The sequence below is a fragment of the Simiduia curdlanivorans genome, assembly GCF_030409605.1.
Classification (GTDB): domain Bacteria; phylum Pseudomonadota; class Gammaproteobacteria; order Pseudomonadales; family Cellvibrionaceae; genus Simiduia; species Simiduia curdlanivorans.
This window is the reverse complement of record NZ_JAUFQG010000004.1, coordinates 1,071,395-1,097,780: the sequence shown is the minus strand read 5'-3', so window position 1 is coordinate 1,097,780 and position 26,386 is coordinate 1,071,395. Positions and strand designations below refer to the sequence as shown.

Sequence of the window (26,386 nt, the reverse complement as noted above, 5' to 3'; positions counted from 1 at the left end):
ATTGATCATCATTATTTTAAACGCAGTAACGTTTACACAATCACATTATGTCGATGTAGCAAGTAGCAATTTCTCGATAACAACGATAATTCAATAATTGAATTCAGGTGAATCCATGCAAATTGGCGAATTAATTTCTCTCGGTCTCTATTTTATTGTCATGATTGGCATCGGCCTCTACGCATACCGCAAAACCAATAAAGATGTGGCCGGCTACATGCTCGGCGGCCGCCAGCTAGGGCCTGGTGTTACCGCGCTTTCGGCCGGTGCTTCCGACATGAGCGGCTGGATACTCATGGGCTTACCCGGCGCCATGTACGTGTCCGGCATTTCCAGCAGCTGGATCGCCTTTGGTTTAGTGCTTGGCGCTTGGCTAAATTATTTGGTGGTTGCTCCTCGCCTGCGCGCCTATACCGAACTTGCGCAAGATGCGATAACCATTCCCGACTACTTTGAAAAACGCTTCCGCGATAATTCGCACACACTGCGTGTGCTATCTGCCATTGTGATTATTATTTTCTTCACCCTCTACACATCATCGGGCGTTGTAGCTGGCGGCAAACTATTCGAGAGTTCCTTTGGTTTAAGTTACTACGCCGGTCTTTACATCACTGCCGGCGTGGTTGTTACCTACACCTTGTTTGGCGGCTTTCTCGCGGTCAGCATGACCGACTTCGTGCAGGGCTGTATCATGTTTGTGGCGCTTATTCTTGTCCCTATTGTCGCCTTTAGTGAGTTCGATAATCTCGCCGAGCTCAATGCCACCGTCGCCAGCGTGGATGCAAATTTATTGGGGCTATTTAGCGGTGTAACCGCACTCGGCATTATTTCCAGTATGGCCTGGGGCTTGGGCTACTTCGGTCAACCCCACATCATCGTGCGCTTCATGGCCATTCGCTCACTCAAAGACATTCCCGCCGCCCGCCGCATTGGCATGAGCTGGATGCTGGTCACCATTACCGGCGCGTTGATCATCGGTTACATAGGCGTCGGCTTCGTGGCCAAAACCCAATCTGATTTTGGCGACCCAGAAACCATCTTTATCTTTTTCGCCAAACTATTATTTCATCCATTAATTAGCGGTTTCTTATTGGCAGCTATTTTAGCGGCCATTATGAGCACCATTTCTTCTCAGCTATTGGTATCGTCAAGCTCGCTGACCGAAGATTTTTATAAAATCTTTTTACGCAAAGAAGCCAGCCAAACAGAATTACTGTTAGTGGGCCGAATTTCCGTAGTAGTGGTTGCCGGTGTCGCCATCGCCCTGGCCTATGACCGGTCGAGCACCATCTTAAGCTTGGTTAGCAATGCCTGGGCCGGCTTTGGCGCCGCCTTCGGGCCGCTGATTATTTTGAGCTTATTCTGGCGCAGAATGACGCGGGCTGGGGCCATTGCGGGCATGGTAACCGGTGCGGTGACGGTGCTGCTGTGGCTCTACGCACCTATCACCATCGACGGTGCAAGCTTGGGCAGCTACCTGTATGAAATAGTCCCTGGTTTTGTTCTTGCGACTATCGCCGTGGTACTGGTAAGCCTTGCAACCCAGCCCCCCAGCAAAGAATTAACCGACACGTTCGATGCCGCGAAACAAGCGGTTAACGCCGTTTAGCAACAGCAAAAGCACTCGCTTCATAGCGAGTGCTTTTGCTATCACTATTCCGCAAGCTCGCAATAAGCGCGCATAAACTCCAAGCCTGGTGCAATGGTCACGCGCCACGCCAATTCCACATGGGCATCATAGTGATCATCCATTTCCCGCACGGTGGCAATTAAACAGCGCCCCCACATACCAAATAAATCACTCGATATGCTGAGCCGCGCATGGATGTTGGCAATTTTTTCGATATAGGGGTTGGAACGGCGATCGGAGGCGAAAGACATAATCTGCATGAGCGATAAGCTCAGCATATCGTACTGCCGCTCCATATCCGTATTGGCAAAGGCTTTAGCCACCTCCGGCGAGGCAGCAATAAAGTGCTCATAAAAACGCTGATAAAAAGCCTCAGAGCCACGCGCCATAATGCGTTCAAAGCTGTCGTTAAAGAGTTTATTAAAATCCGCTGATCGAGATTCTTTGGTCGGCATAGCACCTTCCTTATTTAACCCATTAACAATGGCGCGATAATTTTTACGGCTTTCAACGATTGCCTGTCGCTAAACTACGCGCATTTAAAAACGGCACGGGGCCGGTTTCGGTGACAGATATTGATGGCAATAGCGCATTCACGTCGAGCTTAGCATTGAGTGTATATTGTAAATTTTCCGGGCCTTTTTTGGTTAGGTCGGAAATCAATGCGATGACACTCATGATATTGGCCGATACTTCCACCGTTACCGGCGTTTCAGTATAGGCTTTGAGCACCGGCACCGCGCCGGAAACCCCGGAAAAAATATCATGGCCGCCAATATCGATGGCGTAACTCATGCCGCGCAACACAATGTCTGTGCTATTGGGGTTGGTCACCCTTAGCCCCACGGAAAATCGCTGCTGAAAGCCCTCCGCCGCAATGGGCGTTAGGCTAACAACCTTAATCTCTGGCTTGGTTAACGCATTCGGTAAACCGGTACAGGCCACCAAGAACAAAGTTGTTAAAACCAGCACACGGGCTGACATTTTCCAAATAAAAGACACAGTCATTCCTTTTTAATTAGGGCGCATACATATAGCTCGATTGAATACCCAATGGCAGCCCAAAGGACCAATAGAGCAACAAAAACGCCGTCCAGCAAATAAGCAGCGTGATAGCGTAAGGCAGCATCAAAGAAATTAACGTACCAATACCGGTGCCCTTCACATAGCGCTGCGCATACACAACCACCAACGGGAAATAGGGCATTAAAGGGGTAATGATATTAGAGCTAGAATCACCAATGCGATATGCCGCCTGTGTAAGGTCTGGCGAAATACCCAACTGCATTAACATCGGCACCAAGATAGGTCCAATCAAAGCCCATTTTGCAGAAGCCGAGCCGACAAATAAATTCACAAAGGCGGTGAGTAGCACTATGCCAACAATAGTCACCGAGGCCGGTAATGCCAGTTCGCGCAAGGTGTCGGCGCCCTTTACCGCGAGTAAAGCACCAATATTTGACGTGTTAAACGCACTAATAAACAATGAGCAAAAGAATGCCATAACAATGTAATAGCTCATGCCATCCATCGCCTTGCTCATGGCATTAATCACATCGCGCGAGTTTTTAAAGGTGCCAGCTAAGTAGCCATAGACCACACCGGGTATGACGAACAACAGAAAAATAAGCGGCACAATGGAATGCATTAAGGGTGCAGAGAAAGAGGCCAGCTCGCCGTTGGGCGCGCGCAAAGCGGAAGACTCAGACCACACAGACGCCACCAACAAGCCCACGCCCAGCGCCATGGCGGCAAGCGCCCAACGCAAGGCGCTACGCTCTTTATGGGTAACCTCGGCAAATTGTGGAATGTCTTCCGGGTCGCCATCAACGGGCACTTTTTTCAAGCGCGGCTCGATAATTTTGTCGTTCAAATACCAGCCGATTAAAATGACTAAAACACTTGAAGCGCTGGTAAAGAAATAATTATTGAGCGGGTTAATTTGAATAGCTGGGTCGACAATGTGGGCGGCGCTTTGGGTAAAGCTCTGCAGCAATGGGTCGATAGCTGAGGGCACAAAATTAGCGGAAAAACCGCCAGACACACCGGCGAAAGCCGCGGTAATACCGGCAAGCGGATGGCGCCCCATAGCGTAGTAAATAACACCGGCCAATGGAATCACCAACACATAGCCGGCATCGGTAGCCGTGTGGCTAACAATGGCCACGAGAATCACAATGGGTGTTAACAAAAATTGCGGCGTGCGATCTAACACGCGCTTAATACCGGTGTTAATAAAGCCCGAGTGCTCGGCCACGCCAACCCCCAACATGGCCACTAGCACCACACCCAAAGGCGCAAAGCCGGTAAAAGTTTTCACCATATTGGCTAAAAATGTCGCCAATGCATCGCCGGTAAGCTGGTTATTCACCACAATGGGCGCATTAGTGCGCGGGTCGATTTCGCTAAAGTCAAAACTCGACAGCAGCCAGCTCAGCGCCCAAATAATCAGCAGCGAAAAGAAAAATATCATCGCCGGGTCAGGTAACTTATTGCCCGTGCGCTCAATCCAATCAAGTATTTTTTGTAGTTTTGTGTCTTGTGGCTCGATATTGGTATTTTGCACCAAGGGCTCCTTATTAAATGAATAAAGGCATTCAGGGTTTAAGTAATTTGTCGCATAAGCTATGTAAAAAGCCAATCGCCTTAGCGTCGGCATTGGGCAACACTTCCAGGGCCCAGCGCGCCAGCTTGGAACTCTCGTCGTAATCCTGCTGGGCTAAGACAGCCCTCACCTTAGCCCGTAACGCCGCGTATTGCTGGGCATCGGGGCATACTAACGAATTGCGCTGCCCGTGCAAACCTCGCAGCTCATAGGCGTAGAGCATGACCGCCTGCGCCAAATTTAGCGAAGGATAAGGCGCCGGTAGCTCGATATTCGATACCAGGTCGCACAGCGCCAACTGGGCGTTAGACAAACCCGATGCCTCGCAGCCAAACACCAAACCCACCTTGCGCACACAGCCCTGCTTGCCGGCCAGTAAGGCGCTCAGCTCGTGGGCCGGCGTGAGCGAGCGCCACTGATGCCGCGCCTTGGCGGAAGTGCCAATCACCAAATCTAGGTCCGCTAGCGCCTCCGTTAAGGTTGGGTAGTGTTGCGCCGCCTCAAGAATATCGCCCGAGCCATGGGCCACTATACGCGCGGGCTTGTGCCTATGCGCCTCGGTCGCAACCAAGCGCAAGGCCTCGAAACCCATGGTTTTCAAGGCGCGACAACTAGCGCCAATGTTTTCCGGCACCGCCGGTGCCACCAAAATGAAAACCACATCCATCGCATTCACCTACTCAATGCTGGTTATTCTACGGCTGCAATCAACGCCGAGGGTATTCTGTCCGCCCTGCCGGTCTGCTAGGCTTTGCCCATCACCTTGGCGACGGAAGCCACCCCATGCGTAAAACCAAAATTATCTGCACCATCGGCCCCGCCACAGACAGCTTTGCCATGCTCAAAAGCTTGGCGCTCGCGGGCATGAATGTCGTGCGCTTGAATATGTCACACGGCGATCACGCAAGCCACACCAAAGTGATCAATGCCATCAAGCGCTTGAATAAGGAGCTGCCGCAGCCTGTGGCGGTGCTGCTCGACACCCAGGGCCCTGAAATACGCACCGGCGAGCGCGATAACGACCTCAACTTACAAACTGGCGATATTATTTCCGTGGTGGCGCGCGGCACCCAAGATGTGGAAGAGCACTCGCTCATGGTCAACTACGCCGATCTGATCAGCGATATGGACGTAGGCGATAAACTCACCGTCGACAACGGCCTGATCAATCTGGAAATTTTGGAAAAGCACGAGCGCATTATGCGCTGCAAGGTCATAGATGGCGGCGTGCTGAAAAGTAAACGCCATGTGAACCTGCCCGGCATTCGCGTCAACTTACCCGCCATCACCGAGAAAGATCGCAGCGATATTTTATTTGGCATGGACATGGATGTGGATTTCATTGCCCTGTCTTTCGTTCGAGAAGCCAGCGACATAGCGCAATTAAACACGCTGCTGGGAGATAAAGCCGGCAAAATAAAAGTCATCGCGAAAATTGAAAACCAAGAAGGCGTAGAGAATATCGATGCCATTATCGACGCCGCCGACGGCATTATGGTGGCGCGCGGCGACCTAGGTTGCGAAGTGGATTTCTGGGAGCTGCCCAACATTCAGCGCCGCATCGTGCGCTCCTGCGCCCAGCAGGGCAAGCGCGTGATTGTGGCCACGCACTTATTAGAAAGCATGATAGACAACCCCATGCCCACGCGCGCGGAGGTGACAGACGTTGCCAACGCGGTGTACGAAGAGGCCGATGCCATTATGTTGTCGGGTGAAACCACCGTGGGTAAATACCCAGTGAAATGTGTGGAGGCCATGCACAACATCGCCATCACCATCGAGAAACACCGCGGTTTGAATTTTACCGCCGAGCTCGAAACCCGAGACCACAAACAAAACCTAGCCGCCAGCGCCGTGCACTTGGCCGAATCACTGAAAGCCAAGGCCATTATCGTGATTACCCGGCGCGGCCGCATGGCCAACTACGTGACCAACTGCCACCCACAGCACTCGCCCATTCACGCCTTCACCAACGACGGCCGAACGCGCCGGCAGCTGGCGCTAAATCGCAACGTAGTCGCACACAAGCTAATGTTCAGTAAAGACCCAGAGAAAACCTTAAAAAAGGCCTTCGACCTGCTGCTAATGAGCGGCTTAAAGCCGAGCGACCAAGTGGTGGTGATTTCGGATACCCTAGGCCACTACGATGCCGATGCCGGGGTTGGCATTGAAGCGATTCAGGTAAGAACCCTTGGCTAGCTTGTCGTTTCTAAACTAGCCTATGTGCCTCTCGACCAGGCCATGAATATGAACTAGGCTCGCGTTTATTTGGGCGAGCTAGCCATGTTATTTTTTTACATTATTTTATCGACAACAGGTGCGCCATGAAATTATACGGATCAAACACCTCGCCCTATGTTCGCCGCTTGCGTATCTGGCTAAGCGACCGAGAGTTTACCTATGTCAACATCGATATCTTCTCCAGCGAAGGCCGCAGCCTGTTAAAGAAAAAGAACCCAACGCTAAAAATTCCCATGTTTGAAGATGGCGATCAAGTGGTGTTCGATTCCAACGTGATCTACCGCTACCTGGAGGAAAAGTTTTCTATCCCGCACCTCACCTGGGATCAGGAAAATCAACTCACCATGATAAACGCGGCCAGCGATTCGCTAATTCAGCTGCTGCTGTGCGACCGCTCAAATCTGGATACCCACGCCGATATCATGTTTTTCAAATTACAGCGCGAGCGGCTGCAGGAGCTGTTTGAAGAACTCGATAAGCAAGTGGCAAATGGCCTCTTTAACAATTGGAACTACGCCAGCATCAGCCTCTACTGTTTAATAGACTGGGCTGAATTCAGAAAGCTGTACGACCTCAAAGCCTTTAGCCATATCAACAGCTTCCATCAGCAACACGCCGCCAGGCCGGAAATTACTGCCACGGACCCACGCGTTTGACGCAAGCTGAAACATTTTTCCTAGCGAGCAGGGTTAAGCATAGCCGTGCGCCTATCAACGTAGAGAGCCTTCGGCTGTTCAGGCAACGGTTATATCCGAATGTTTAACCGCAATATTTTCTTCAAGGGCGCTTTGCACGGCAGCCCTTTTCTATTGGTCATTGCGCCTTTTGGCTTGCTGTTTGGTGTGGTTGCCGCCGAGGCGGGGCTGACTATTATTGAAACGCTGGCCATGACCATTCTAGTCATCGCCGGCGCCTCGCAATTCACTGCGCTGGCCTTGCTGAGCGAGCACGCGCCGACGCTCATCATTATCATCGCCTCACTGGCGGTGAATTTAAGAATGGCTATGTACTCAGCGGCACTGGTGCCGCATTTTGGTGAAGCACCCATGCGTTGGCGCGCGTTAGCGGCCTACTTCATGATTGATCAAACCTTTGCCGTGGCCGTTAAACAATACGACGCCACACCCGCGTGGAGCTCTGCCGAAAAGCTATCTTATTACTTTGGCAGCGCCGCTATTGTTTGCCCATTCTGGTATTGCAGCACCTATTTAGGCGCCGTTATAGGCGAAGCCATTCCGAAATCCTATTCACTGGATTTCGCCATACCCATCTGCTTTATCGCCATCATCGCACCGATGATTCGCAACCTACCGCACTTAGTCACCCTGCTGGTGTCGGTAACGGTTGCCCTGTGTTTAAGCTGGCTGCCGTACAACATCTGGCTGTTAATCTCCGCCCTACTCGCCATGATGGCAGGCGCACAAACTGAGTATTGGCTGGAGCGGCGCAAGCCATGAATGCGCATCTAGAAATTTGGATCATCATCATTGGCCTCGGGCTCGGCACCTATTTATTGCGCCTGTCTTTTTTAGGTTTTGTCGGCGACAGACCCATACCCGAATGGATCTTGCGCCACCTACGCTACGTGGCCACCGCCGTACTACCGGCCCTCATCGCGCCACTCATACTCTGGCCCTCAGCCACCAACGGTGAAACCGATCCCTCGCGTTTAATCGCAGCGGCAGCAGCGTTTTTTGTTGGTTGGTATTTTAAGAGTGTGGTGGGAGCGGTTTTTTCGGGGATGGTGGGGTTGTATGGTGCGCAGTATTTGTTGGGGTAGTTATTTGGTAGTTCTTAAAAGGAAGTTGTTTATTTAGATAAATACACCCCAATTTTACTTTTAAGATCTTGCTGCATAACGGCGAAGCCGCGCCTTTCATTCCCCTTTCGGAGCGACCAATTTTAAGGTGATTTTTCGGGGGCAAATGGGAGGGACGCCCATTTAACCCCCAAAATTCGCTCTCCGCTCACCGCTGCGCAAGGGGGTTAAAGAGCTGCACACGTAGCCACACCTAACTAAATTTTAATCACATGTTCAGAAAGCGAATCTGCTAGTTTTTTATCAGCCAAAAATCGGGCAACTACCATTTGCTGTTTAATAAGCGCGACCTAAGCCTACAAGCATATGGATGGATATGACCCTGAAACCCGCTGCATCGTTAATTTCATAGGCAAGAGCATAAGGATCGAGATCGGTGCCGCTAACATTGAGGCGGCGGTAGCCGCTTGACACTTCAGCCCAATCGTTCAAGACATGAAGTGTACTATCGAGCAGTTTCAATGATTTCTCTTCGCCTGAAAAGTAGAAATACCCTCCATCAGGTTGAGGGGAAAATCCTACTTTGATATCGTGTTTAATGTCTTCCATTTTTTTACCTTCGATATAACATCTTTACTTGCAGCTTACCTTGGGCGCAATCAATTAATAATCTGGCAGGTTGCGTTTACAAGCATAATTAGAGCTGCTTCTTATACTTCGCCACATGCTCCGGAAATAGCTCTCCATACTCAGGGTAAGGAATACCCACCAACTCGATAATTGCTTCATCAAGTTCTGGATACCACAAAATATAGCCACCAGCGTATGGAATTGTAGAATCATCGGCAGATACTACTAAGAAATGGCTGTTTAGCTCTAAACGATATTCTTCGCTGCTTTCGGTGCCACCACACTGAAGGATAAAAAAGGAAAACTCATCAGTATTCTTTATATGCTTTATGATCCCCGAAACGCGACCCACTGGAGGATCACCTGCCTCTAGCAGGGAAGCACCAATAACAACGCCGTTAAACACAATTTTGTACAAAGCTTTCACCAAACATCTAGAATGCGGTCTGTCGATTTAATCTAGCACAGCGAAACACGAGAGCTCCACTTACCGTCTATAAACAGATAACTCGGCATAACTAAAAAAGTTATAGCTACACAAATTAATAAGCATTTAAATCATCTTTTACAGCTGTTTAGTCTAACGGGAACAGCTCAAAGTCAACGAATTGCTCCCATTTTTTGAACCATTCGTAGAAAAGCGCCTCATCATTAGATTCCATAAGTTGAAAGCAGATGTTCTTTTCCGCGTTAGCCCATGAATTCAGATAGTACAACCCATCGGGAAACTGGCGGCCTTTGGCGTTATAGACGCGATAGTTTTCGTCCATTAGTCCAGGCTTGAAGTTTTCGACAACCATATATTTTTTCAATTTATACCCTATAGAAAAAATTTGTTAAATCAACATTGCTAAAATCCTTTTAAATCTAACTGAACAACAAGCCAAAGATGTTCGCTCGTATTTCCTAATAGATACAGTTCAAATGGTAGGTTTTTCTAATTCCTGAACCAGATAACCGGCCTCTTCGAGCTTTTCTGAAAAGAGAGTTTGGGCATCTGCTAGACCGCGATTATAGAAATAGGGGCCTATTTCCTTGGCGAAGAATTCGATTAGGAATTCCGCTTCGAAGCCGCCGATTTCTTGATCTAGCTCGTCATTGAAGTGGGCTTTTATCTTGCCAACTATTCTGTCAGTTTCGTCTCTTGAGAATTTGATATCGCTCATTCGGCGCCTCTGGGTAATCGCTAATTGTTGGGTTAATCAGTTGAATGATATGTACCAATTCGGTAACACTTACGCTACTGCTGATCTACCACCTTATCCCACACCTCATCGAAGCCTTGAGATTCAATAAAGCTTGAGATGCTATACATTAACTTTTCATTCCAGAATTCTCGACTTTCTGGCCAAGGTAGATCCACATTATATTTTTCTTCCTTGATTGAAAAATCAACCATTTTCCAAAAAAGGTAGCCAAGTATTCGGCGTCTTCTTCTGAAATGATGTTTTCAGAGGCTACTATTTCCTTGGCCCGAACGTCACCCATCTTCTCTAGGTGGTAATCTAGATATTTTGATTCTTCTTCGAACCGATATTTGATCATATAATCTCTCCTCCATCACGAATGATAGACATTCGTTGAGCTATCAACTTAAGCTTTGACACCAATACGGAAAGAAGCATCTGTTCTGTTACCGTTAGAAAATAATGGCCTTTCTTCTCTCTGTCAGGCATGAACTTCAAACCAGCAGGAATATCCGCCTCTTCTAAAACCCAGAACACATGAATTTTTGAACTAGGATTGTGCCGTTGCTTTAGCTTATATACACTCTTTAGGTTCTTATAATTAGACGAAAAAGAAAGCCCCATTTGGTCATGAGGAATAACCCATTTCTCATCCACACTCATGAACCAATCCTTAACTCGGATGCCTTTGATCATCCTTTCGCTTTTACCAATATCCCTTCGCCGGTAGAGTTTTGGATGGCTTAGATTACGTGTTGGCCTCAGCAAAATTTTTTCGTATTCCAAGATGATTTCTTTTAAATCATCTAATGTCTTAAAATGAGTAAGCACAGGATTTCCCTTCTTGTGATTAGTATTCTTTAACTAGCTGTGGCATTAGCGGCCACCCAAAAACGAGACGTATTGACTTGCGGCAATCTATCAGAGAATTCGTTATTACCACTAAAGAAGTTTGTTTCATTTACCTCATGAAATAGCTAACCACCAATAGATTTCTTTCTGATTTTTAACTTCGATCGGTTGATTGGTGCGCCTTAATTTTCATCTGACGCCGCTTATAATTAACCAACTGCAAATAAATTATACACTGACCTAAAACTGGGCCTATTCAGCGCAATGCCTTGTTCGGCTTTTAAATAGATCCGTGGTCGACTAGCAACTGAGCAACCCTTGTCAATTCTTTTGTGCGAAGCTCAATAAACTCTTTGAATGAAAGCCTTCCATCGCGAGCAGCTTCAGGTATTAAGGCCGCGGAAAAAATCGGCTCAGCTTGATCTCTAGGTATCCTCTGAAAGTAGTTTTCTGGCGCTGCATCACTGATTGCATTATTCTCCGACGCCGACAAGAAGCAAATATTCGCGATTACATTGGCCTCGTGAAATGAAACCCCTAGGTTATTTAGGTGTGCTTTTGGGTATATGTGATGGAACTGTCGGGCATTGTATGCTGAAAGAACTGAACCTAGATCAACCTCTGAGCCGGTTAAAAATGACTTTGGTCTTAACTGGGCCATCAGGCATAGAGCTGCCTTTGCCGATGTGGAATTAATTCGCCAAGAACTTTTGAAAACATCATCCTTAATCTCAATTTTTGAATCATTGAACGGATTTTCTGCTTCAAATACCCGCTCAATCTTGGACAGATCTTCCAGAACCAATCTATTGGTACCGGCTTTGTACCTTTGTGTTAGAGCACACTGCCAAAACCACTTTTTTAATTGTGAAAATTGGTTCGCAGTTGGCTTCCTGATTTTCGCATAAAAATACACTATAGGGATAATCATTATTGGAAATGGAACAAATACGATATTCTTTATCTTTAATTGTCCCTCAAGGAAATCAACCGCGGAAAATATCGCTAGTTTTAGCTCATTAACTCCGTCAACTAGCACTTCGGGATCAACATCAACCAAGTCATTTTCATCAATTGATCCAATGGTTATTGATGCGAGCATTCGCATGAGTATCGGCTGGTCAATTTTTTCATAACCTTTGTCAGCCAACCGGTCTAAAAGCGACTCAATCTCGCGCCTTAGATCAAACTTATCAGACCAAGTCCAAGCGGTGAGCAATTCCATGCTGCTCAATGGCGTACCAGAGGAATTAATCCTTTGAAAGATACTGCACACCTCTTTATTGCTTCTTTCCCTTATAGTGACAATTGGAAATTCGTAATCTTTGAATGCCTCTGTCAATCTAGCTATTTTTACCTTCTGCTCATCATTAAACTTAGGAAGTTCGACTAAAAGTTTAGTCGTATCAAGTATCTTGTTAAGCTGTATTCTATCTTTGTTCGAAGTTGCAGAGATGTGTGCAAAAACATCCTCATCTGGTAAATAGCAAATATTGAATCTCTCTGCTAGCTCCACATCAGATGTATTCTGGTCTGAATTAAATACTCCATACAAGGTAGTTAATCTTTGCTGCCCATCAAGAATATAGTTCACTGGATAATCTTCTGGTGTTAAGGGTAGTTTGAACCCGCCAACGTTCCTTTCGTGCTTTAATTCTTCTTTGGTTGACCACATCAATAGCGAACCTACAGGAAACCCTCTATATATCGAATCCAGCAGACTAATTATTTGCTCATCGTTCCAAATATACTGCCGCTGAAAAACTGGAATCTTTATATTTCCCCTTTCAACATCAGACAATAGAGATGCCAAACGCGGGCTTGATGGCGTTATCTTTGTTGTTGCTGCCATTAAAAGTATCCTTTGTATAGTCTTATTTTCGTTATGAGTTGAACGCTCAAAGCAGCGACGCGTTTACGCGGCCGATTGCCTTTCCCTGTTAAATTCGATGTCCTCACAGTTGAGGAGCAACAACGAAGGTGGTTCTCTCATGAACTCCCCTTCATACTCTGAGTCAATTTGACTAAGTAAGTCTCTAGCCAATTCAGAGTTATTAGCAGTCATTTCTATGTGACTATATAAAACCGTGCGTAACCAACCCCTAAAAATACTTCTGTAGTTCTCATCCTTTTTGCTTGTAACATTCTGCGGCTCAATAGGAGTACCTATTTCCATCTCATATAGCGCTCTTGCAAATTTAGGCAAACAGCACGCGTAAGTGCATTCGGCGTATCCATGTAAACTTCTATATTTTGTAGTTTTCTTAGTTTTCAATTTTGCGTGTTTACGCTTTGGAGAGCTTAAAGGCTCAGCCGAATCCGCAGACATGTAAAAGAAACCATAGCTTTTACCTGAGTATCTGTGAAAGACGCCTAGAGAACCAATTGATGGCAGTATTGCCCCACTTAGAATATCGGGATGGCAATCAAAAGGCGGGAATGGAAGCACATTGGGCCGACGAGATAATAAGTCCCACTGCTCTAGGTTCGCTTTAAAGTCTGTATAAGGAATGGATTGAGCGAAGCCACCACACAAACTTTGGTGCTTTTCGTTTGATTTCTTTGCTTGCAATAACGTGACTCTGGCTTGAAATTCAGGGTTCTTCTTATACGATACAATAAGCAAATCAGAAATTTCGCATCTTGCGGATGGACGCCCCCAACTACCTGTACCATTAAAAACCACTTGATGTTTCATTCCGTGAAACTCTTCGATTTTGAATGGCCCACGTAACGTAGCAAAACTTCTCATTAATGCTCTGAACTGCTGAACCTCGGAAAAGTTGGATTTACTAGATTCAGTTCTCCAGGCTGCCGCTAGCATATTTGCGAATTTTACAGATTGCACTCAGTACTCCTTTAGAATTTAACGCTTAACAAACCGACCTCTCAATTTAATCTGACATCTACGCCCGGCCGGCTTAAGTTGTTGAACTAGGGAGGTGGTTGCAGACATGCCGGTATCACCTTCCCTGAGTACCGTCTTTTAAAGGAATATATTGTGTTTATGAGCCGAAATCTAGCTCGGTTTTTTACGCCCAGCATTCATTCGCCAGAAAAGTCTCAAAAAGACCATCGTCGCGCTCGTAGATTCTGAATTTACGCGCCGTGCTTTTAGCTTTATCCGGAGGCATTCGACACACCTGATTATAGAAAAGAGGTTTTAGGCGCCATGAGCACACTGGCCTTGAGCTAGTATGGTCATTTGGTCAGGCAGCCCTATAGCCCGCCAGCGCTAGCGTTTATTAGGAGAAATTGGCCAGATCTTTCCTTCTGACCTAAGCAGATAATTCGTTATTTCCGTTAAATAGATCAGCACAAAGTACCTTAATTATCTTCTGGAATAATTGAAGCGAGAAGTGCGATGATTGTGTTTGGTTATAGGAGCAACACGGTTTATCGATAATGATAAAGTTTGGTTTATTAAATCCTAGGATTGCAGACAATGTTAGCGTGTTCTAATCTGCATTTACTGCCTACTATGGGTAGTGAATAAAAACTTCGTTTCGGGAACGCTTCAACGTATAACGCCTACGCCGCATCGCCATACTCACGGCATTTTGGATTTTAAGATCAAACCAATCCTTTGACCTTACTAAAGGAGTGAATGGTGCGTACAGCACGCTAGATTATAGTTTAGGCGGCACCTACACAATGTTGTCGTAGAGCAATAATGTTTTCATTGAAAAAGGAGGTTCTATGATAAGGCCGGATGAGTACTTAAGGTTTGAACAGGGCAGACAGAATGTAACAATTGGAGGAGGCATTTGCTATGGAATGTGCGCATACCTTGCGAAGACCATTAGGCATAAACGCGATATTGATACTGTCTACAATACCATCTCTAGCGAACTTAGAAACAAAATATCAAGAGTAATGAATTCAGGGATTTCTAAGCAAAAGCATGAAGACCAGGATCGACGCACTAATACCAAGCCACCTCTGGAGAGCAGTCGTCCGATTATTGTCATGTGTAATATCAATGCAAATGCTGGCTACTGCACTCGGTACTCAATACTTAGTTACGTGAATGTATTCTCTTGGTTTGGAAATCATGCCTGTCTTTTATGGCATAGCGATGAAGGAACCGTTCTTTTTGATCCAAATTCCGGCCTAACGCGTTGGAATCGAATTCATGATCCAGATTTTGCTGAGATACAAAGTATGTTGGATTGGGGGTATAAAAAAATAAGACTTCCTAGGCCAGTGTACGTATGGGGTGCGCAGTTTGGCTGAGCCTCGGTTTTAGCGAAAATGCCGGCGCTCAGTGGCTAGCTCCATAGGTATTGGGTAGCCGGCACTATGGTTGAATGATCGCATAAGACAGATGCAATAAGATGTTTTTATGTAACGTGTTATAGGTGTGCCAAAATCGCTTCCTAGCGTTTATATCTAGCGATTCAATACCGAGCGCGTTTGTCGATTAATAAATGAGGGTTTTATCCTTAACAAACAATACATCCATGACTATTTCTGGATTCCATTCCTTCATCTGCGCGCTGCTCTTGCGCCGGATGTCATCGAGCTTTTCTATTGAGTGTAATTCAAACTCATCAGACACCAATACGTGCACCAATAGATATGTGTTGCGGCCGCGTTTGTTGACGCGGTATTCGATCAGGTCGTGTGGGACGTGGGCGAGGGTTGGGATGAGGCGCTCGCCTATTTCATCAACCACATCTGGTGGCGGTGCCATGACGATGACTTCGCGCAGGCTGTTGAGGAATATTTTGCCGGGTATGGGCAGCGCCAGCGCCACTATGATCATTAACAACAGTGGGTCTACATAGGGCGCGTAATGGGCGTAGCTGGATTTGGAAATTGTCCAGGCAAAGATGAAGCCTAACAACACAGAGGCGCTTAACAGCGCATCCACAAACCACGCCTTTGATTCCACATTGACTAAGTCTGAACGGCTATCGCGGCCGTATTTGCGCAACAGCATGGCAACAATAAAACAGCCTGAAGTTGCCAGTAAACCGTAGACCACAGCCCAGCCGTATTCGGCCTCGGTGCCGCCGGTTAAGAACCGTTGCAAAGCCTCCACGGCTGCGTAAACACACACCACAATAGTGATTAAAGATTTGAATAAATTCAGCGTTGGCTCGAGGGTGGTGTAGCCAAAGTGGAAGTTGTCGTCGTCTGGCCGCTCGGCCAGCTTCGCCACTTTAATGGTTAACAGCGCGGTGGCGAAAGACACCAGCGAATAGATACCGTCAAACAGGATGGCGTCTGAGCCGGTATAAACGGCGAAGCCCAAGGCGAGGGCGACAAAGAAGACGACGCCGAATAGAGATATGCGCAGCGCCTTCTGTTCTTTTCTCATGCGTTTTTCTTTCACAACACCCCTCCCCTTGGGCTATGCATAGCGACAGTGTAGAACACCCCTAGGCAGATTAAACTAACCCAAATGTAGAGGCTGGTACAAACCGCTTTTTGCTTGGCTGAACTAGACAACCACCCCCCTTCAATTTGCGCATAGATTTCTAGGCCATTTGTAGCCCAGCTACTTTGCCCTCAGCCAACTGAAGGACGTCAGCTTACTAAAGAGCCTCAGCCTACTAAAGAGCCTCAGCCAAATGTAATGCCTCAGCTACTTGAAGAGTCTCGGCAAATTGCTGATGATGCGAGCCACCATTGAGGTGCATTTATGTCTGATCAAGCCCCGCTAGTACCGGAAAAATTTGGCACGCTATTAGGCTACTCGCCTGGCCACGTTGCTATCTATTCCTCCCACTACCCAAGTGCCGATAAACGCGAATACCCAAGCCGCGCCGCCTACCGCAGCGAACTGGATGGCGTTTACATGGGTTACAAATGGCAGTGCGTGGAATTCGCCCGGCGCTGGCTCTATGTTAATTACGGCTATGTGTTTGACGACGTTGCCATGGCCTATGACATCTTCGATTTACACCACGTGACCCGGCTGACAGATAACGAGCTATTACCACTACACTCGTTTGCCAATGGCAGCCAGCGGCCACCGGAGCCCGGTTGCTTATTAATTTGGCGCGAGGGTGGCGAGTTTGAAGTGACTGGCCACGTTGCGGTGGTAACCGATGTATTCGACGATTGCATTCGCTTCGCCGAACAAAATGTCGGCCACTTAAAATTACCTGAGCAGCAACATTGGTCGCGGGAGCTGAAACTATCGCGCAATGCGGACGGCGGCTTTTATATTGAAGCAAGCTTTGCAAACACCCAGGTGCTCGGCTGGGTTATTCAAACCGGCGATGATCGTCATGCTGCGCCCCGCACAATTCGGCAGCCGTTGCTATTTAACTTAAACACAACCCTTGCAACCATGGCTGGCCAACACACCAAGCCCTGGCTCGATCCGCAAGACAAAACCGAGGCCGCTTATATCAGCGCCATGCACGGGCACCTGCTAAATTCCTCTGGCATTGAACAGGAGCAGTATCGGTATTTTCGACTGTCTGAAACGGCCGAGCAGGAACTCACCCGCGCCACCAACGAGCTGCATTTAATGTTCATGCATGCCACCCAAGCGGTGCTGCAAGACGATGCCCTGCTCGAAAAATTTAATATTCCTAAATGCTTATGGCCGCGCTTGCGCAAGTCTTGGGATAACCGCAAAGGCCAAATGATTACCGGCCGGTTTGATTTTTGCGTGACAGATAAAGGCATTAAGGTTTACGAATACAACGCCGACTCGGCCTCTTGCCACACGGAAGCTGGGCGCATCCAAGGTAAATGGGCGGCGCACTTTGGCGTGACCGAAGGCACAGACCCAGGCGCAAACCTCGCCGCGCAACTGCAACAGGCCTGGGCCAACAGCGGCATCGACTCTGGGCTGCACATTCTGCAAGACACAGATTTAGAAGAGACCTATCACGCGCAGTTTATTCGCGCCACGGCAACCGCCGCCGGCATTCGCACCAAAGTCGTTAAAGGCATGACGGATTTACGCTGGAATGATACCGGCGATATTATTGACACAGACGGCGAAGCCATTCGCTGCGTGTGGAAAACCTGGGCGTGGGAAACGGCGCTGGATCAAATACGGGCCGAATGCGAAGCCGATGATCGACAGCCACAACTGCGCCATGCCGATGATGAACATCTCGCACCGCGTTTAGTCGACTTACTGCTGCGGCCAGACGTGATGGTGTACGAACCTTTTTGGACGTTAATTCCCAGCAACAAAGCCATATTGCCGATTCTGTGGCATATATTTCCCAACCACCCCTACCTATTGAATTCACAGTTTAGCCTCACCGATGAACTCGCCAGCCAAGGCTATGTGACTAAACCCATCGCCGGGCGCTGCGGTTATAACATCAGTTTATTCGATAAAAATGCGCAGGTATTAAAAGAAACGGAAGGCAAATTCGACTCGCAAGATCAAATTTACCAAGCGCTGTATAAACTACCGGAAATAGATGGCTATAAAACCCAAGTGTGCACGTTTTCCGTGGCGGGAAAATACGCCGGCGCCTGCGTAAGGGTTGATAAATCCTTAATCATTACCACCAATAGCGATTTGCTGCCGCTGCGCCTGGTGGAAGATGACGACTTATAGAAGAAAAGCGTCTCAAGTTAAAAATTTTCCAGAAAAAAGCCGCGCTAAGTGCGCGGCTAAATTCGGTATAGCACCCAAAGTTTGAAAATTCGGGGCGGGTAATAGGATGAATATTTTGGGGCGTTGGCGCCATGGACGGCGCCGTCGAGCTACAGGGACGTATTTACGCGTCCCCGAAATGTTTGTCCTATTGCCCGCCCGCTCACGTAAAGTAACACCCCTTTTTCAGAAAAAAGCCGCGCTAAGTGCGCGGCTAAATTCGGTATAGCAACCAAAGTTTGAAAATTCGGGGCGGGTAATAAGATGAATATTTCGGGGCGTTGGCGCCATGGACGGCGCCGTCGAGCTACAGGGACGTATTTACGTGTCCCCGAAATGTTTGTCCTATTGCCCGCCCGCTCACGTAAAGTAACACCCCTTTTTCAGAAAAAAGCCGCGCTAAGTGCGCGGCTAAATTCGGTATAGCACCCAAAGTTTGAAAATTCGGGGCGGGTAATAGGATGAATATTTTGGGGCGTTGGCGCCATGGACGGCGCCGTCGAGCTACAGGGACGTATTTACGCGCCCCCAAAATGTTTGTCCTATTGCCCGCCCTCTCACGTAAAGTAACACCCCTTTTTCAACAGACTGACCGCGCACTTAGCGCGGCTTTTTTACATCAGCTGCAATCGATTAACCCGTGTTGCGCATACCAGCCGCAATACCGGTCATGGATACCATGAGCGCTCTGTTGCAGTCGCTGACCTGATTTTCATCGTGACTGGCGCGCACCCGCGCGAGCAATTCTATCTGCAGCAAATGCAAAGGCACTAAATAACTCTGGCGCACATCCAGCGATTGCTGGCCCCAGCCATCTTTTTCTAACAGCGTCGATTGGCCCAAAAACTTGAGTAGCGTACTGATATCCGTGGTTAACAAATTGCGCAAATCTTCACCCATGCCTATCAGTTCTTTTTCAACTAACTTGGCATCGTAGAGTGCGGAGATTTTTGCATTAGATTTGCTGTACACCATTTCCATCATCGCTAAACGCGAGCGGAAGAAGGGCCAATGCGCTTGCATATCTTTCAGCAGTGGCTCGGCGTTATGTTGCAATGCGTCTTCCAAGGCGGTGCCAAAACCTAACCAGCTTGGCAGCATGAGGCGGTTTTGGGTCCAGGCGAAAATCCACGGGATGGCGCGCAGAGATTCGATGCCGCCGGTGGATTTGCGTTTCGCCGGGCGGCTGCCCAAGGGCAATTGCGCCAGTTCTTGCTCGGGTGTGCCCTGGCGGAAATAACGCACAAAGTCTGGCTGCTCGCGCACATAACTGCGGTAAGTTTTGCAGGCTTTTTCCGACATGCTGTCCATCAAATCGCGCCACTCGGGTTTTGGCTCTGGTGGCGGCGCCAATAAGGCTTCGAGAATGGCGCTGGCGTAGAGCGATAGACTGCGCACCGCAAGTTTCGGCATACCAAATTTATAGCGAATAGTTTCGCCCTGTTCGGTAACACGCAAACCACCAGTCACCGAACCCGGTGGCTGGGATAAAATCGCGCCGTGTGCCGGGCCGCCGCCACGGCCGATAGCGCCGCCGCGACCATGGAACAAGGTGAGTTTTAAATCTTCCCGTTGGTGCAATTTAATTAACGCATCTTGCGCACGATATTGCGCCCAAGAGGCGGCTAACACGCCGGCATCTTTGGCCGAATCTGAATAGCCAATCATCACATATTGATGGCCTTTGCTGCGCTCTTTGTAACCGGGCATGGCCAGCAAGTCGGTCATGACTTGCTCGGCGTTATCCAAATCTTCGAGGGTTTCAAATAATGGCGCCACCGGCAGCGGCGCGCGAATGCCGCAAGCTTTTTGCAGCAGTTGCACCAATAGTACATCAGACGGCTGGCTGGCCATGGAGATGATGTAAATGCCCATCATTTCTGCCGGCGTTTGCGCGATGACGGAAATGGTATCCAACACTTCGGCCACATCGGAACTCGGCGCCCAATCGGCCGGCACCAGTGGTCGACGATTATCTAATTCTGCGCGCAAGAAAGTTTGACGCTCGGCCTCGCTCCAATTTAAGTAGTCGCCCAAGCCCAAGAATTGCGTTAGCTCTGATAGCACATCGTTATGGCGCTCTGAGTGCTGGCGAATGTCTAAGCGAATCAGACCCACACCAAAACATTGAATGCGGCGAATCACGTCGAGCAAATTACCGCGCGCGATGCTGGCGAGATTGCATTCCATCAAACTGTGGTAACACAAATGCAGCGGCGCAATAAGTTCCTGCGCGTTTTCAAGCAACGGTACCTGCGTGTTGGTCGCTTTGCCGGTGCGCGCCTGCGCTTCCATTTGCTCGCGGGTAACAGCCAATAATTTGCGCAGCGGGCGAATTAATTCGCGATAGGGTTGCTCGGAATTTTTATGTTCTTCAGGCAGCGCGGCAATCAAACCGGGGCTCGCGTCCATCATGGATAATTCCATGGACAGCTGCTCTAAATCTTTGCCGTACAGCTCAGCCGCTTTGGCGCGCGACATGGCAATCACTTCGCGGGTGAGCTTGGCGGTCACAAAGGGGTTGCCGTCTCTATCGCCGCCCATCCATGAGCTCATGCGCACCGGCGCGGTGGCCAAAGGTAATGGCTCGCCGGTGATAGCCTGCGCATGTTGGTCGAGCTGGCGCATGAACAGTGGCAATGCAGTCCAGAGCGAATCTTCGATTACCGCCAAACCCCAAGAGGCTTCGTCCACCGGGGTGGGGCGAATGCGGCGAATAGAGTTGGTGTGCCAGTCTTGCGCCATCAGCTCTTGAATGCGCTCATTATCGGCATCGGCGCCACGGCGCAGCTGGGCTTCAATTTCCCGGTATTTGTGAATGAGGGTGCGGCGTGTCACTTCCGTTGGGTGCGCGGTGAGCACTAGGTCGATATGCAAGCTCGCCATGGCCTTGGCGAAATCTGATTTATGCCAGTGCTTGGCGTCGAACTGCGCTTGCAAGCTGGCGAAAGGATCGGGCCTGTCAATGAGGCTCTGCGCCTCATCCGACACTGTGTAAATTTGTTCGGCAATATTGGCCATGTTGAGAAACTGGCTAAAGGCGCGCGCGATGGTTAGCAGCGTTTCATCATCGCCTTCGGAAATTTTTCCCATCAACGACAGCAGCGCTTTTTGATCGCCACCGTCGATCGCCTTGCCTTGCAAGCGGATAGATTCAATGAGAGCTAAACACTCTGGCCCTTTGTCTTCAGCAATGGTTTGCCCCAATAGGGTGCCCAGTGCCTTTACCTGATTGCGCAGCGCGCTCATGACTTACTCCTGCGAGCCTTGCGACTCATTCCTGTGAAAAATGACGCCCTCTAGCGGAGCTTGTATCGGGTTTACACGTCTCGCCCATGCAAACTGCCCTTTTTTTTGGGCGAGCGCATTGTACCAGCGCTGCCGCGTTTTCGCAGTGTGCTGGTGCTGGACAGTTCGATTCAGTAAACTCAGCCGCCTAATATACTGCCGACCCATGCTATGACGCGCCCCAATACCGACGATTATCGCCGTCTATTCCTCGAGGATCTGCCCTTGATGGACGTGCGTGCGCCGGTTGAATTTGACCGCGGGGCCTTTCCTAGCTCGGTTAATATCCCCCTGCTGGACAACAACCAGCGCGCCGATGTGGGCACCCGCTATAAAGAGCAGGGCCAAGATGCGGCTATCGCCCTCGGCTGGCAAATTGCCACACCAGAGATAAAAGCCGCACGCCAAGCGGCTTGGTTAGCACACGCACAAGCTCACCCCAGCGGCTTTCTCTACTGTTTTCGCGGCGGCTTGCGCTCGCGACTCTCACAGCAGCTGCTCAAGGAAGCTGGATTAGACTATCCACTGGTGGTGGGTGGCTACAAAGCCATGCGTCGCTTCCTGATCGACGAGTTAGAAACCAACACAGCCATTGCGCCTTTGGTGTTAGTCAGCGGCCGCACCGGCAGCGGCAAAACCTTGCTGCTCTCGCACTTGCAGCGCCAACTCGATTTAGAGGCGTTGGCGAATCATCGCGGCAGCGCCTTCGGCCGCCAAGTGGACGACCAACCCAGCCAAATTGATTTTGAAAACCAGGTCAGCATCGGCCTAATGAAATTGCTCAACTGGAACCACAAGCAGGCCGTCTTCGTTGAAGATGAAGGCAAACTCATCGGCCGTATTTCGCTGCCATTAAACCTGAAAGCGCGCATGCAGCAATCGCCTCTAGCGATACTGGAAACGCCCATTGACGAGCGCATTGATATTGCGCTGGCCGATTATGTAACCGAGGCCTGGCCAAAGTATCTTGCTTTTTTTGACCAAGACGCGGCGCTGGCCGAACAGGCTTTTCGGGCTCAGGTACTCGATAATTTGTCGCGCATTCGCAAGCGCCTTGGCGGCGACAAGTTCGATCTACTGTTTAGCCAATTTAGCGCGGCCCTCGCGTTGTTTTTCCGCACCGGTGATACCGACGGCTTCAGGCCCGGCATTGAAACCTTGCTGGTGGATTATTACGACCCTATGTACGATTATCAAAAGGGCTTGCGCCAGGGCCGAGAAATTTTCCGTGGCCCGGCCAAAGAGTATATCGAGTGGGCCAACGAATTCATCCAATTGGAGAATCACCCGTTACTGAATAGTTAAATTGTATTTAACAAAAAAAGTTTTATCCCCAACTAAGGAGAAGTACCGTGCGGTTATTGACTGCTTTAGCAGCGCTGCTCGTTTCTCTTGGCCTCTCCGCTGCCGAGAAAACCCAGCCTGTTTTTACCTTTACTGCTATTCCCGATCAAAACGAAAGCCAACTCATTGAGCGCTTTGGCGAAATGGCGAAATATCTCAGTGCCGAATTAGGTGTAGAGGTAAAATACATTCCGGTGAAAAGCTACCCAGCGGCCATTACCGCCTTCCGTAACAATCAAGTGCAATTGGCTTGGTTTGGTGGCTTGTCTGGCGTTCAAGCTAGAGCCTTGGTACCCGGCTCTGTCGCTATCGCGCAAGGTTATGAAGATCAATTTTTCAAAACCTATTTTATTGCCCACCAAAGCGCCGGCCTATCTGCCAGTGACACCTTAAGCCCGGCGTTGAAAGGCAAAACCTTTACCTTCGGCTCTAAAGGCTCCACCTCTGGCCGGTTAATGCCGGAGTTTTATTTGCGCGAAGCGTTTTCTGCGGCACCGGAGGCGATTTTTTCCCGCGTCGGTTTCAGCGGTGATCACTCGCGCACGCTAGCGCTGGTGCAATCGGGCGCTTACCAAGTGGGCGCGTTGAATTATTCTGTTTGGGATCAAGCGCTGGCCAATGGCGAAGTCGACACCCAACAAGTACAGGTTATTTGGACCACCCCCACCTACCCAGATTACCAATGGAGCCTGCGCGGCGACGTGGACGCGCAGTATGGCCAAGGTTTTAGCGCCAAGCTCAGTCAGGCGCTGCTAACCTTGAGCGATGAAAAATTGTTAAACAGTTTTCCGCGCACAAAATTTGTGCCCACCAATAACGATTTTTATCAGCCCATCGAAACCACGGCAAAAGCGCTGGATTTGATGAACGACTGGTAACACTGTGAGCGTTTTTTTCAAGTGCCAAGGTGCCAGGCTGCGCTATGGCAATAGCGCCGAGCCACTGACGGTACTCGAGGATATTTCCTTGAGTATTCGTCAGGGCGAGCGCGTTGCGCTGCTGGGCAAGAGCGGCAGCGGCAAAAGCACCTTGCTCGGTTACCTGCGCGAGCAGCTACTTAACCAATGTGCCTGGTGCCCGCAACAACCCGCCTTGGTGGCACAACTCAGCTTGTTTCACAACATCTATGCCGGCGGCTTAACGCGGCACAGCAACCTAACCAATTTACGCAATCTGTTTTTCCCCAGCGCGATAGTGCAACAAGAGATAGGCGCCATTGCCAGCCAACTGCAGTTGCAACAACAGCTTTGGCAAAAGGCCGGCGAGTTATCCGGCGGGCAACAACAGCGGGTTGGCATAGGCCGGGCCCTGTATCAACGCCGGCGCGCTCTGCTGGCCGACGAACCGGTATCGGCACTCGATGCCGAACAGGGGCGCTTGCTGTTAACGTCTTTTTTAGCGCAACACGATACCAGCGTTATCGCCTTACACCACGTAGAGCTGGCGCTTAGTTTGTGCGATCGGGTTATCGGTTTAGCCGATGGAAAAATTGTGCTCGACGCGGCGAGTAAATCTTTGCAGCTGCAAGATCTAACACAGCTTTATCAATAACATGACGGCGCCCGCGGCACGCAGCTTAAGACAGGTCAGCTTATACTTCGCGCTGATCGGCTTGGTGTGTTTAGCCTTTGCCGATATTGATATCACCCATGTTAATCCTTGGCATGAAGTGGGCGCTATGGCTCGGGGATTTATCAGCCCGAGTGTTCAACACTGGCCAAGGTTTTTTCAGGCGCTGCTCAACACCCTCGCCTTCGCCGTGCAAGGTATTACCCTTGCGGCCATGGCCGGTTTTACCCTCGCACTTTGGTATCGAAAAAAAGCCATTCGTTTAATGGCGGCGTTTCTACGCTCTATTCACGAAGTTTTTTGGGCGCTGCTATTCATTCAAATTTTCGGTTTAACATCGCTAGCGGGTTTGCTCGCCCTAGTGTTGCCCTATACCGGCACGCTGACGAAAATTTATGGCGAGCAACTCGAAGAAATTGATCCCAAACCCGCGCTCGCCTGCGCACTCACGGCGCAACAAAGTTTCAGCCATTTTTTATTTACCAAGTTGCCGTTGGTGTGGGCGCCCATGCGCCACTACACCAGCTATCGGTTGGAGTGCGCACTGCGCTCATCCATCGTGCTCGGGTTTATCGGGCTGCCCACACTCGGCTTTTTGCTCGAAACGGCGCTGCGCCAAGGTAACTATAGCCACGCCAGCGCGCTAATTTACGCGCTAATTTGCTTGGTAGTGAGCCTGCGCTTTTGGTTAAAGCCGCTAATGCTTTTATTCGCCATTCCAGCGTTGTTTTACTTGGTGCCGATCGAATTCCATTGGGATGTGCGCATGGCGCAACAGTTCTTAGGAGATTTGCTGCCAACCCCTTGGCGCTATGAATTGTCGCCCGCGCAATCGCTGCAATGGTGGCTGAAGATTTCCGCCCAACAAATTTTACCGGGGCTGTTTAACACCGTATTGCTGGCGCAAATTGTCTTGCTGCTAACCGGCATCCTGAGCCTGCTTTGGCTGCCGTTAAATTCGCCGCTTTTTCTGCGGCCGGGCCTGCGTCGAGTAGGCGATGCCTGGTTAATTTTGCTGCGCACGCTGCCCGAATACCTGTTGAATTTTTTGGGCCTGCTCTTACTTGGGCCCTCGATGCTACCGGCCATACTGGCCATGGGGTTGCACAACGGCGCCATCATTGCCCACTTACTCGGCCAGCACAGCTCGGGTTTGCCGGCCGCCAGTTTTGACACCAATACCTTCAGCCGCTTTTGTTTTTACGTGGTTCCGTCGCTCTACCGCTCCTTTCTCGCCTATCTACTCTACCGCTGGGAAATCATCATCCGGGAAACGGCGATGCTGGGTATTTTGGGCATCCCAACCCTTGGCTTTTATATCGATTCGGCCTTCGAGGCCCTGCGCTTTGACGTGGCGTGGATACTGATTGCCGTCTCTAGCCTGCTAACCCTAGGCGCAGATCACTTCGCCCATAAACTCAGGGGCTTTTTAGCGTTAAAAACCACTCCGGAGACCAACGAATAACCCCAAAAACTGGGATTTTTGTACATTTATGCAGCAAAGCTGTTGCTTTATGCGCTGACCAAGGGGTCCTCATTGCAGTTCTTTTTGCTCCAGTGTTAGTATCGGTGTCGGTTTGCTTTACATATAAAACCTGCTTTTTTAGAGCGAAAACATCTAAAAGCACAAGCTCGGCGAGCAGAGGCTAGCCCAGCATAACAATCGCAACCGACCACTCAATTAGCCACCAAGGGTGAA

General features: G+C 49.4%; 24 protein-coding genes. 10 read left to right on the top strand and 14 right to left on the bottom strand.

Annotated elements, in window-relative coordinates; translation table 11 throughout:
- Window positions 1-115 precede the first annotated feature (115 nt).
- The gene (gene putP, locus QWY82_RS05145; protein ID WP_290260471.1) at window positions 116-1,609 is read left to right on the top strand and encodes a sodium/proline symporter PutP; all 1,494 of its coding nucleotides are present in this window, start codon (window positions 116-118) and stop codon (window positions 1,607-1,609) included.
- A 44-nt stretch (window positions 1,610-1,653) separates the two neighbouring features.
- Here putP and QWY82_RS05140 read toward each other — a convergent pair whose 3' ends face one another.
- The 4 genes from QWY82_RS05140 to QWY82_RS05125 are packed head-to-tail and all read right to left on the bottom strand — an operon-like array spanning window position 1,654 to window position 4,902.
- The gene (locus QWY82_RS05140; protein ID WP_290260470.1) at window positions 1,654-2,085 is read right to left on the bottom strand and encodes a globin; all 432 of its coding nucleotides are present in this window, start codon (window positions 2,083-2,085) and stop codon (window positions 1,654-1,656) included.
- Between the two features lie 52 nt (window positions 2,086-2,137).
- Window positions 2,138-2,632, bottom strand: coding sequence for an LEA/WHy family protein (locus tag QWY82_RS05135; RefSeq protein ID WP_290260469.1), 495 nt, complete (start codon window positions 2,630-2,632; stop codon window positions 2,138-2,140).
- Window positions 2,633-2,648: 16 nt separating this feature from the next.
- On the bottom strand, window positions 2,649-4,196 hold the full coding sequence (locus tag QWY82_RS05130; protein WP_290260468.1) for an AbgT family transporter: 1,548 nt from the start codon (window positions 4,194-4,196) through the stop codon (window positions 2,649-2,651).
- Window positions 4,197-4,227: 31 nt separating this feature from the next.
- Complete coding sequence (locus QWY82_RS05125) at window positions 4,228-4,902, bottom strand: tRNA/rRNA methyltransferase (protein ID WP_290260467.1); 675 nt, start codon at window positions 4,900-4,902, stop codon at window positions 4,228-4,230.
- Window positions 4,903-5,018: 116 nt separating this feature from the next.
- On the opposite strand from QWY82_RS05125, the gene pyk reads away from it, so the two are divergent.
- The 4 genes from pyk to QWY82_RS05105 all read left to right on the top strand — a co-directional run bounded on the left by pyk (window position 5,019) and on the right by QWY82_RS05105 (window position 8,256).
- Complete coding sequence (pyk, locus tag QWY82_RS05120) at window positions 5,019-6,434, top strand: pyruvate kinase (RefSeq protein ID WP_290260466.1); 1,416 nt, start codon at window positions 5,019-5,021, stop codon at window positions 6,432-6,434.
- Window positions 6,435-6,559: 125 nt separating this feature from the next.
- Entirely contained in the window at window positions 6,560-7,132 is a 573-nt protein-coding gene (locus QWY82_RS05115) for a glutathione S-transferase family protein (protein ID WP_290260465.1), read from the top strand.
- Between the two features lie 99 nt (window positions 7,133-7,231).
- Window positions 7,232-7,933: an AzlC family ABC transporter permease gene (locus tag QWY82_RS05110; protein WP_290260464.1), complete on the top strand. Its 702-nt coding sequence runs from the start codon at window positions 7,232-7,234 to the stop codon at window positions 7,931-7,933.
- On the top strand, window positions 7,930-8,256 hold the full coding sequence (locus QWY82_RS05105; RefSeq protein ID WP_290260463.1) for an AzlD domain-containing protein: 327 nt from the start codon (window positions 7,930-7,932) through the stop codon (window positions 8,254-8,256). The genes QWY82_RS05110 and QWY82_RS05105 overlap by 4 nt, the downstream gene beginning before the upstream one ends.
- Before the next feature lie 315 nt (window positions 8,257-8,571).
- Here the strand turns inward: QWY82_RS05105 and QWY82_RS05100 are convergent, their stop codons facing one another.
- The 9 genes from QWY82_RS05100 to QWY82_RS05060 form a co-directional block, all read right to left on the bottom strand.
- A complete protein-coding gene (locus QWY82_RS05100) occupies window positions 8,572-8,844 on the bottom strand; it encodes a hypothetical protein (RefSeq protein WP_290260462.1) in 273 nt (90 codons plus the stop codon).
- 88 nt (window positions 8,845-8,932) lie between these two features.
- Window positions 8,933-9,283, bottom strand: coding sequence for a hypothetical protein (locus QWY82_RS05095; RefSeq protein WP_290260461.1), 351 nt, complete (start codon window positions 9,281-9,283; stop codon window positions 8,933-8,935).
- A gap of 157 nt (window positions 9,284-9,440) precedes the next feature.
- Window positions 9,441-9,677, bottom strand: a complete 237-nt coding sequence (locus tag QWY82_RS05090) for a DUF3303 domain-containing protein (RefSeq protein WP_290260460.1) — start codon at window positions 9,675-9,677, stop codon at window positions 9,441-9,443.
- 108 nt (window positions 9,678-9,785) lie between these two features.
- Entirely contained in the window at window positions 9,786-10,031 is a 246-nt protein-coding gene (locus QWY82_RS05085; RefSeq protein WP_290260459.1) for a DUF2164 domain-containing protein, read from the bottom strand.
- A gap of 148 nt (window positions 10,032-10,179) precedes the next feature.
- Entirely contained in the window at window positions 10,180-10,410 is a 231-nt protein-coding gene (locus QWY82_RS05080; protein WP_290260458.1) for a hypothetical protein, read from the bottom strand.
- A complete protein-coding gene (locus QWY82_RS05075) occupies window positions 10,407-10,883 on the bottom strand; it encodes a hypothetical protein (protein ID WP_290260457.1) in 477 nt (158 codons plus the stop codon). The genes QWY82_RS05080 and QWY82_RS05075 overlap by 4 nt, the downstream gene beginning before the upstream one ends.
- A 301-nt stretch (window positions 10,884-11,184) precedes the next feature.
- Window positions 11,185-12,756, bottom strand: coding sequence for a GmrSD restriction endonuclease domain-containing protein (locus QWY82_RS05070; protein ID WP_290260456.1), 1,572 nt, complete (start codon window positions 12,754-12,756; stop codon window positions 11,185-11,187).
- A gap of 63 nt (window positions 12,757-12,819) precedes the next feature.
- Window positions 12,820-13,752, bottom strand: a complete 933-nt coding sequence (locus QWY82_RS05065) for a hypothetical protein (RefSeq protein WP_290260455.1) — start codon at window positions 13,750-13,752, stop codon at window positions 12,820-12,822.
- Window positions 13,753-15,327: 1,575 nt separating this feature from the next.
- The gene (locus QWY82_RS05060; RefSeq protein ID WP_290260454.1) at window positions 15,328-16,230 is read right to left on the bottom strand and encodes a cation diffusion facilitator family transporter; all 903 of its coding nucleotides are present in this window, start codon (window positions 16,228-16,230) and stop codon (window positions 15,328-15,330) included.
- A gap of 324 nt (window positions 16,231-16,554) precedes the next feature.
- Between QWY82_RS05060 and gss the strand changes: the two genes are divergently transcribed.
- A complete protein-coding gene (gene gss, locus QWY82_RS05055; protein WP_290260453.1) occupies window positions 16,555-18,447 on the top strand; it encodes a bifunctional glutathionylspermidine amidase/synthase in 1,893 nt (630 codons plus the stop codon).
- A gap of 672 nt (window positions 18,448-19,119) precedes the next feature.
- Here gss and ppc read toward each other — a convergent pair.
- Entirely contained in the window at window positions 19,120-21,735 is a 2,616-nt protein-coding gene (gene ppc, locus QWY82_RS05050) for a phosphoenolpyruvate carboxylase (protein ID WP_290260452.1), read from the bottom strand.
- A gap of 210 nt (window positions 21,736-21,945) precedes the next feature.
- Between ppc and mnmH the strand changes: the two genes are divergently transcribed.
- From mnmH to QWY82_RS05030, 4 genes are read left to right on the top strand one after another with little or no spacing between them, the layout of a single operon-like run.
- Window positions 21,946-23,079 carry a tRNA 2-selenouridine(34) synthase MnmH gene (mnmH, locus tag QWY82_RS05045; RefSeq protein WP_290260451.1) on the top strand — a complete coding sequence of 378 codons (1,134 nt, stop codon included), beginning with the start codon at window positions 21,946-21,948 and terminating at the stop codon, window positions 23,077-23,079.
- 47 nt (window positions 23,080-23,126) lie between these two features.
- Complete coding sequence (locus QWY82_RS05040) at window positions 23,127-23,996, top strand: putative selenate ABC transporter substrate-binding protein (RefSeq protein WP_290260450.1); 870 nt, start codon at window positions 23,127-23,129, stop codon at window positions 23,994-23,996.
- A 4-nt stretch (window positions 23,997-24,000) separates the two neighbouring features.
- Window positions 24,001-24,669 carry an ATP-binding cassette domain-containing protein gene (locus QWY82_RS05035; RefSeq protein ID WP_290260449.1) on the top strand — a complete coding sequence of 223 codons (669 nt, stop codon included), beginning with the start codon at window positions 24,001-24,003 and terminating at the stop codon, window positions 24,667-24,669.
- Window position 24,670: 1 nt separating this feature from the next.
- Window positions 24,671-26,152: a PhnE/PtxC family ABC transporter permease gene (locus QWY82_RS05030; protein ID WP_290260448.1), complete on the top strand. Its 1,482-nt coding sequence runs from the start codon at window positions 24,671-24,673 to the stop codon at window positions 26,150-26,152.
- Window positions 26,153-26,386 lie beyond the last annotated feature (234 nt).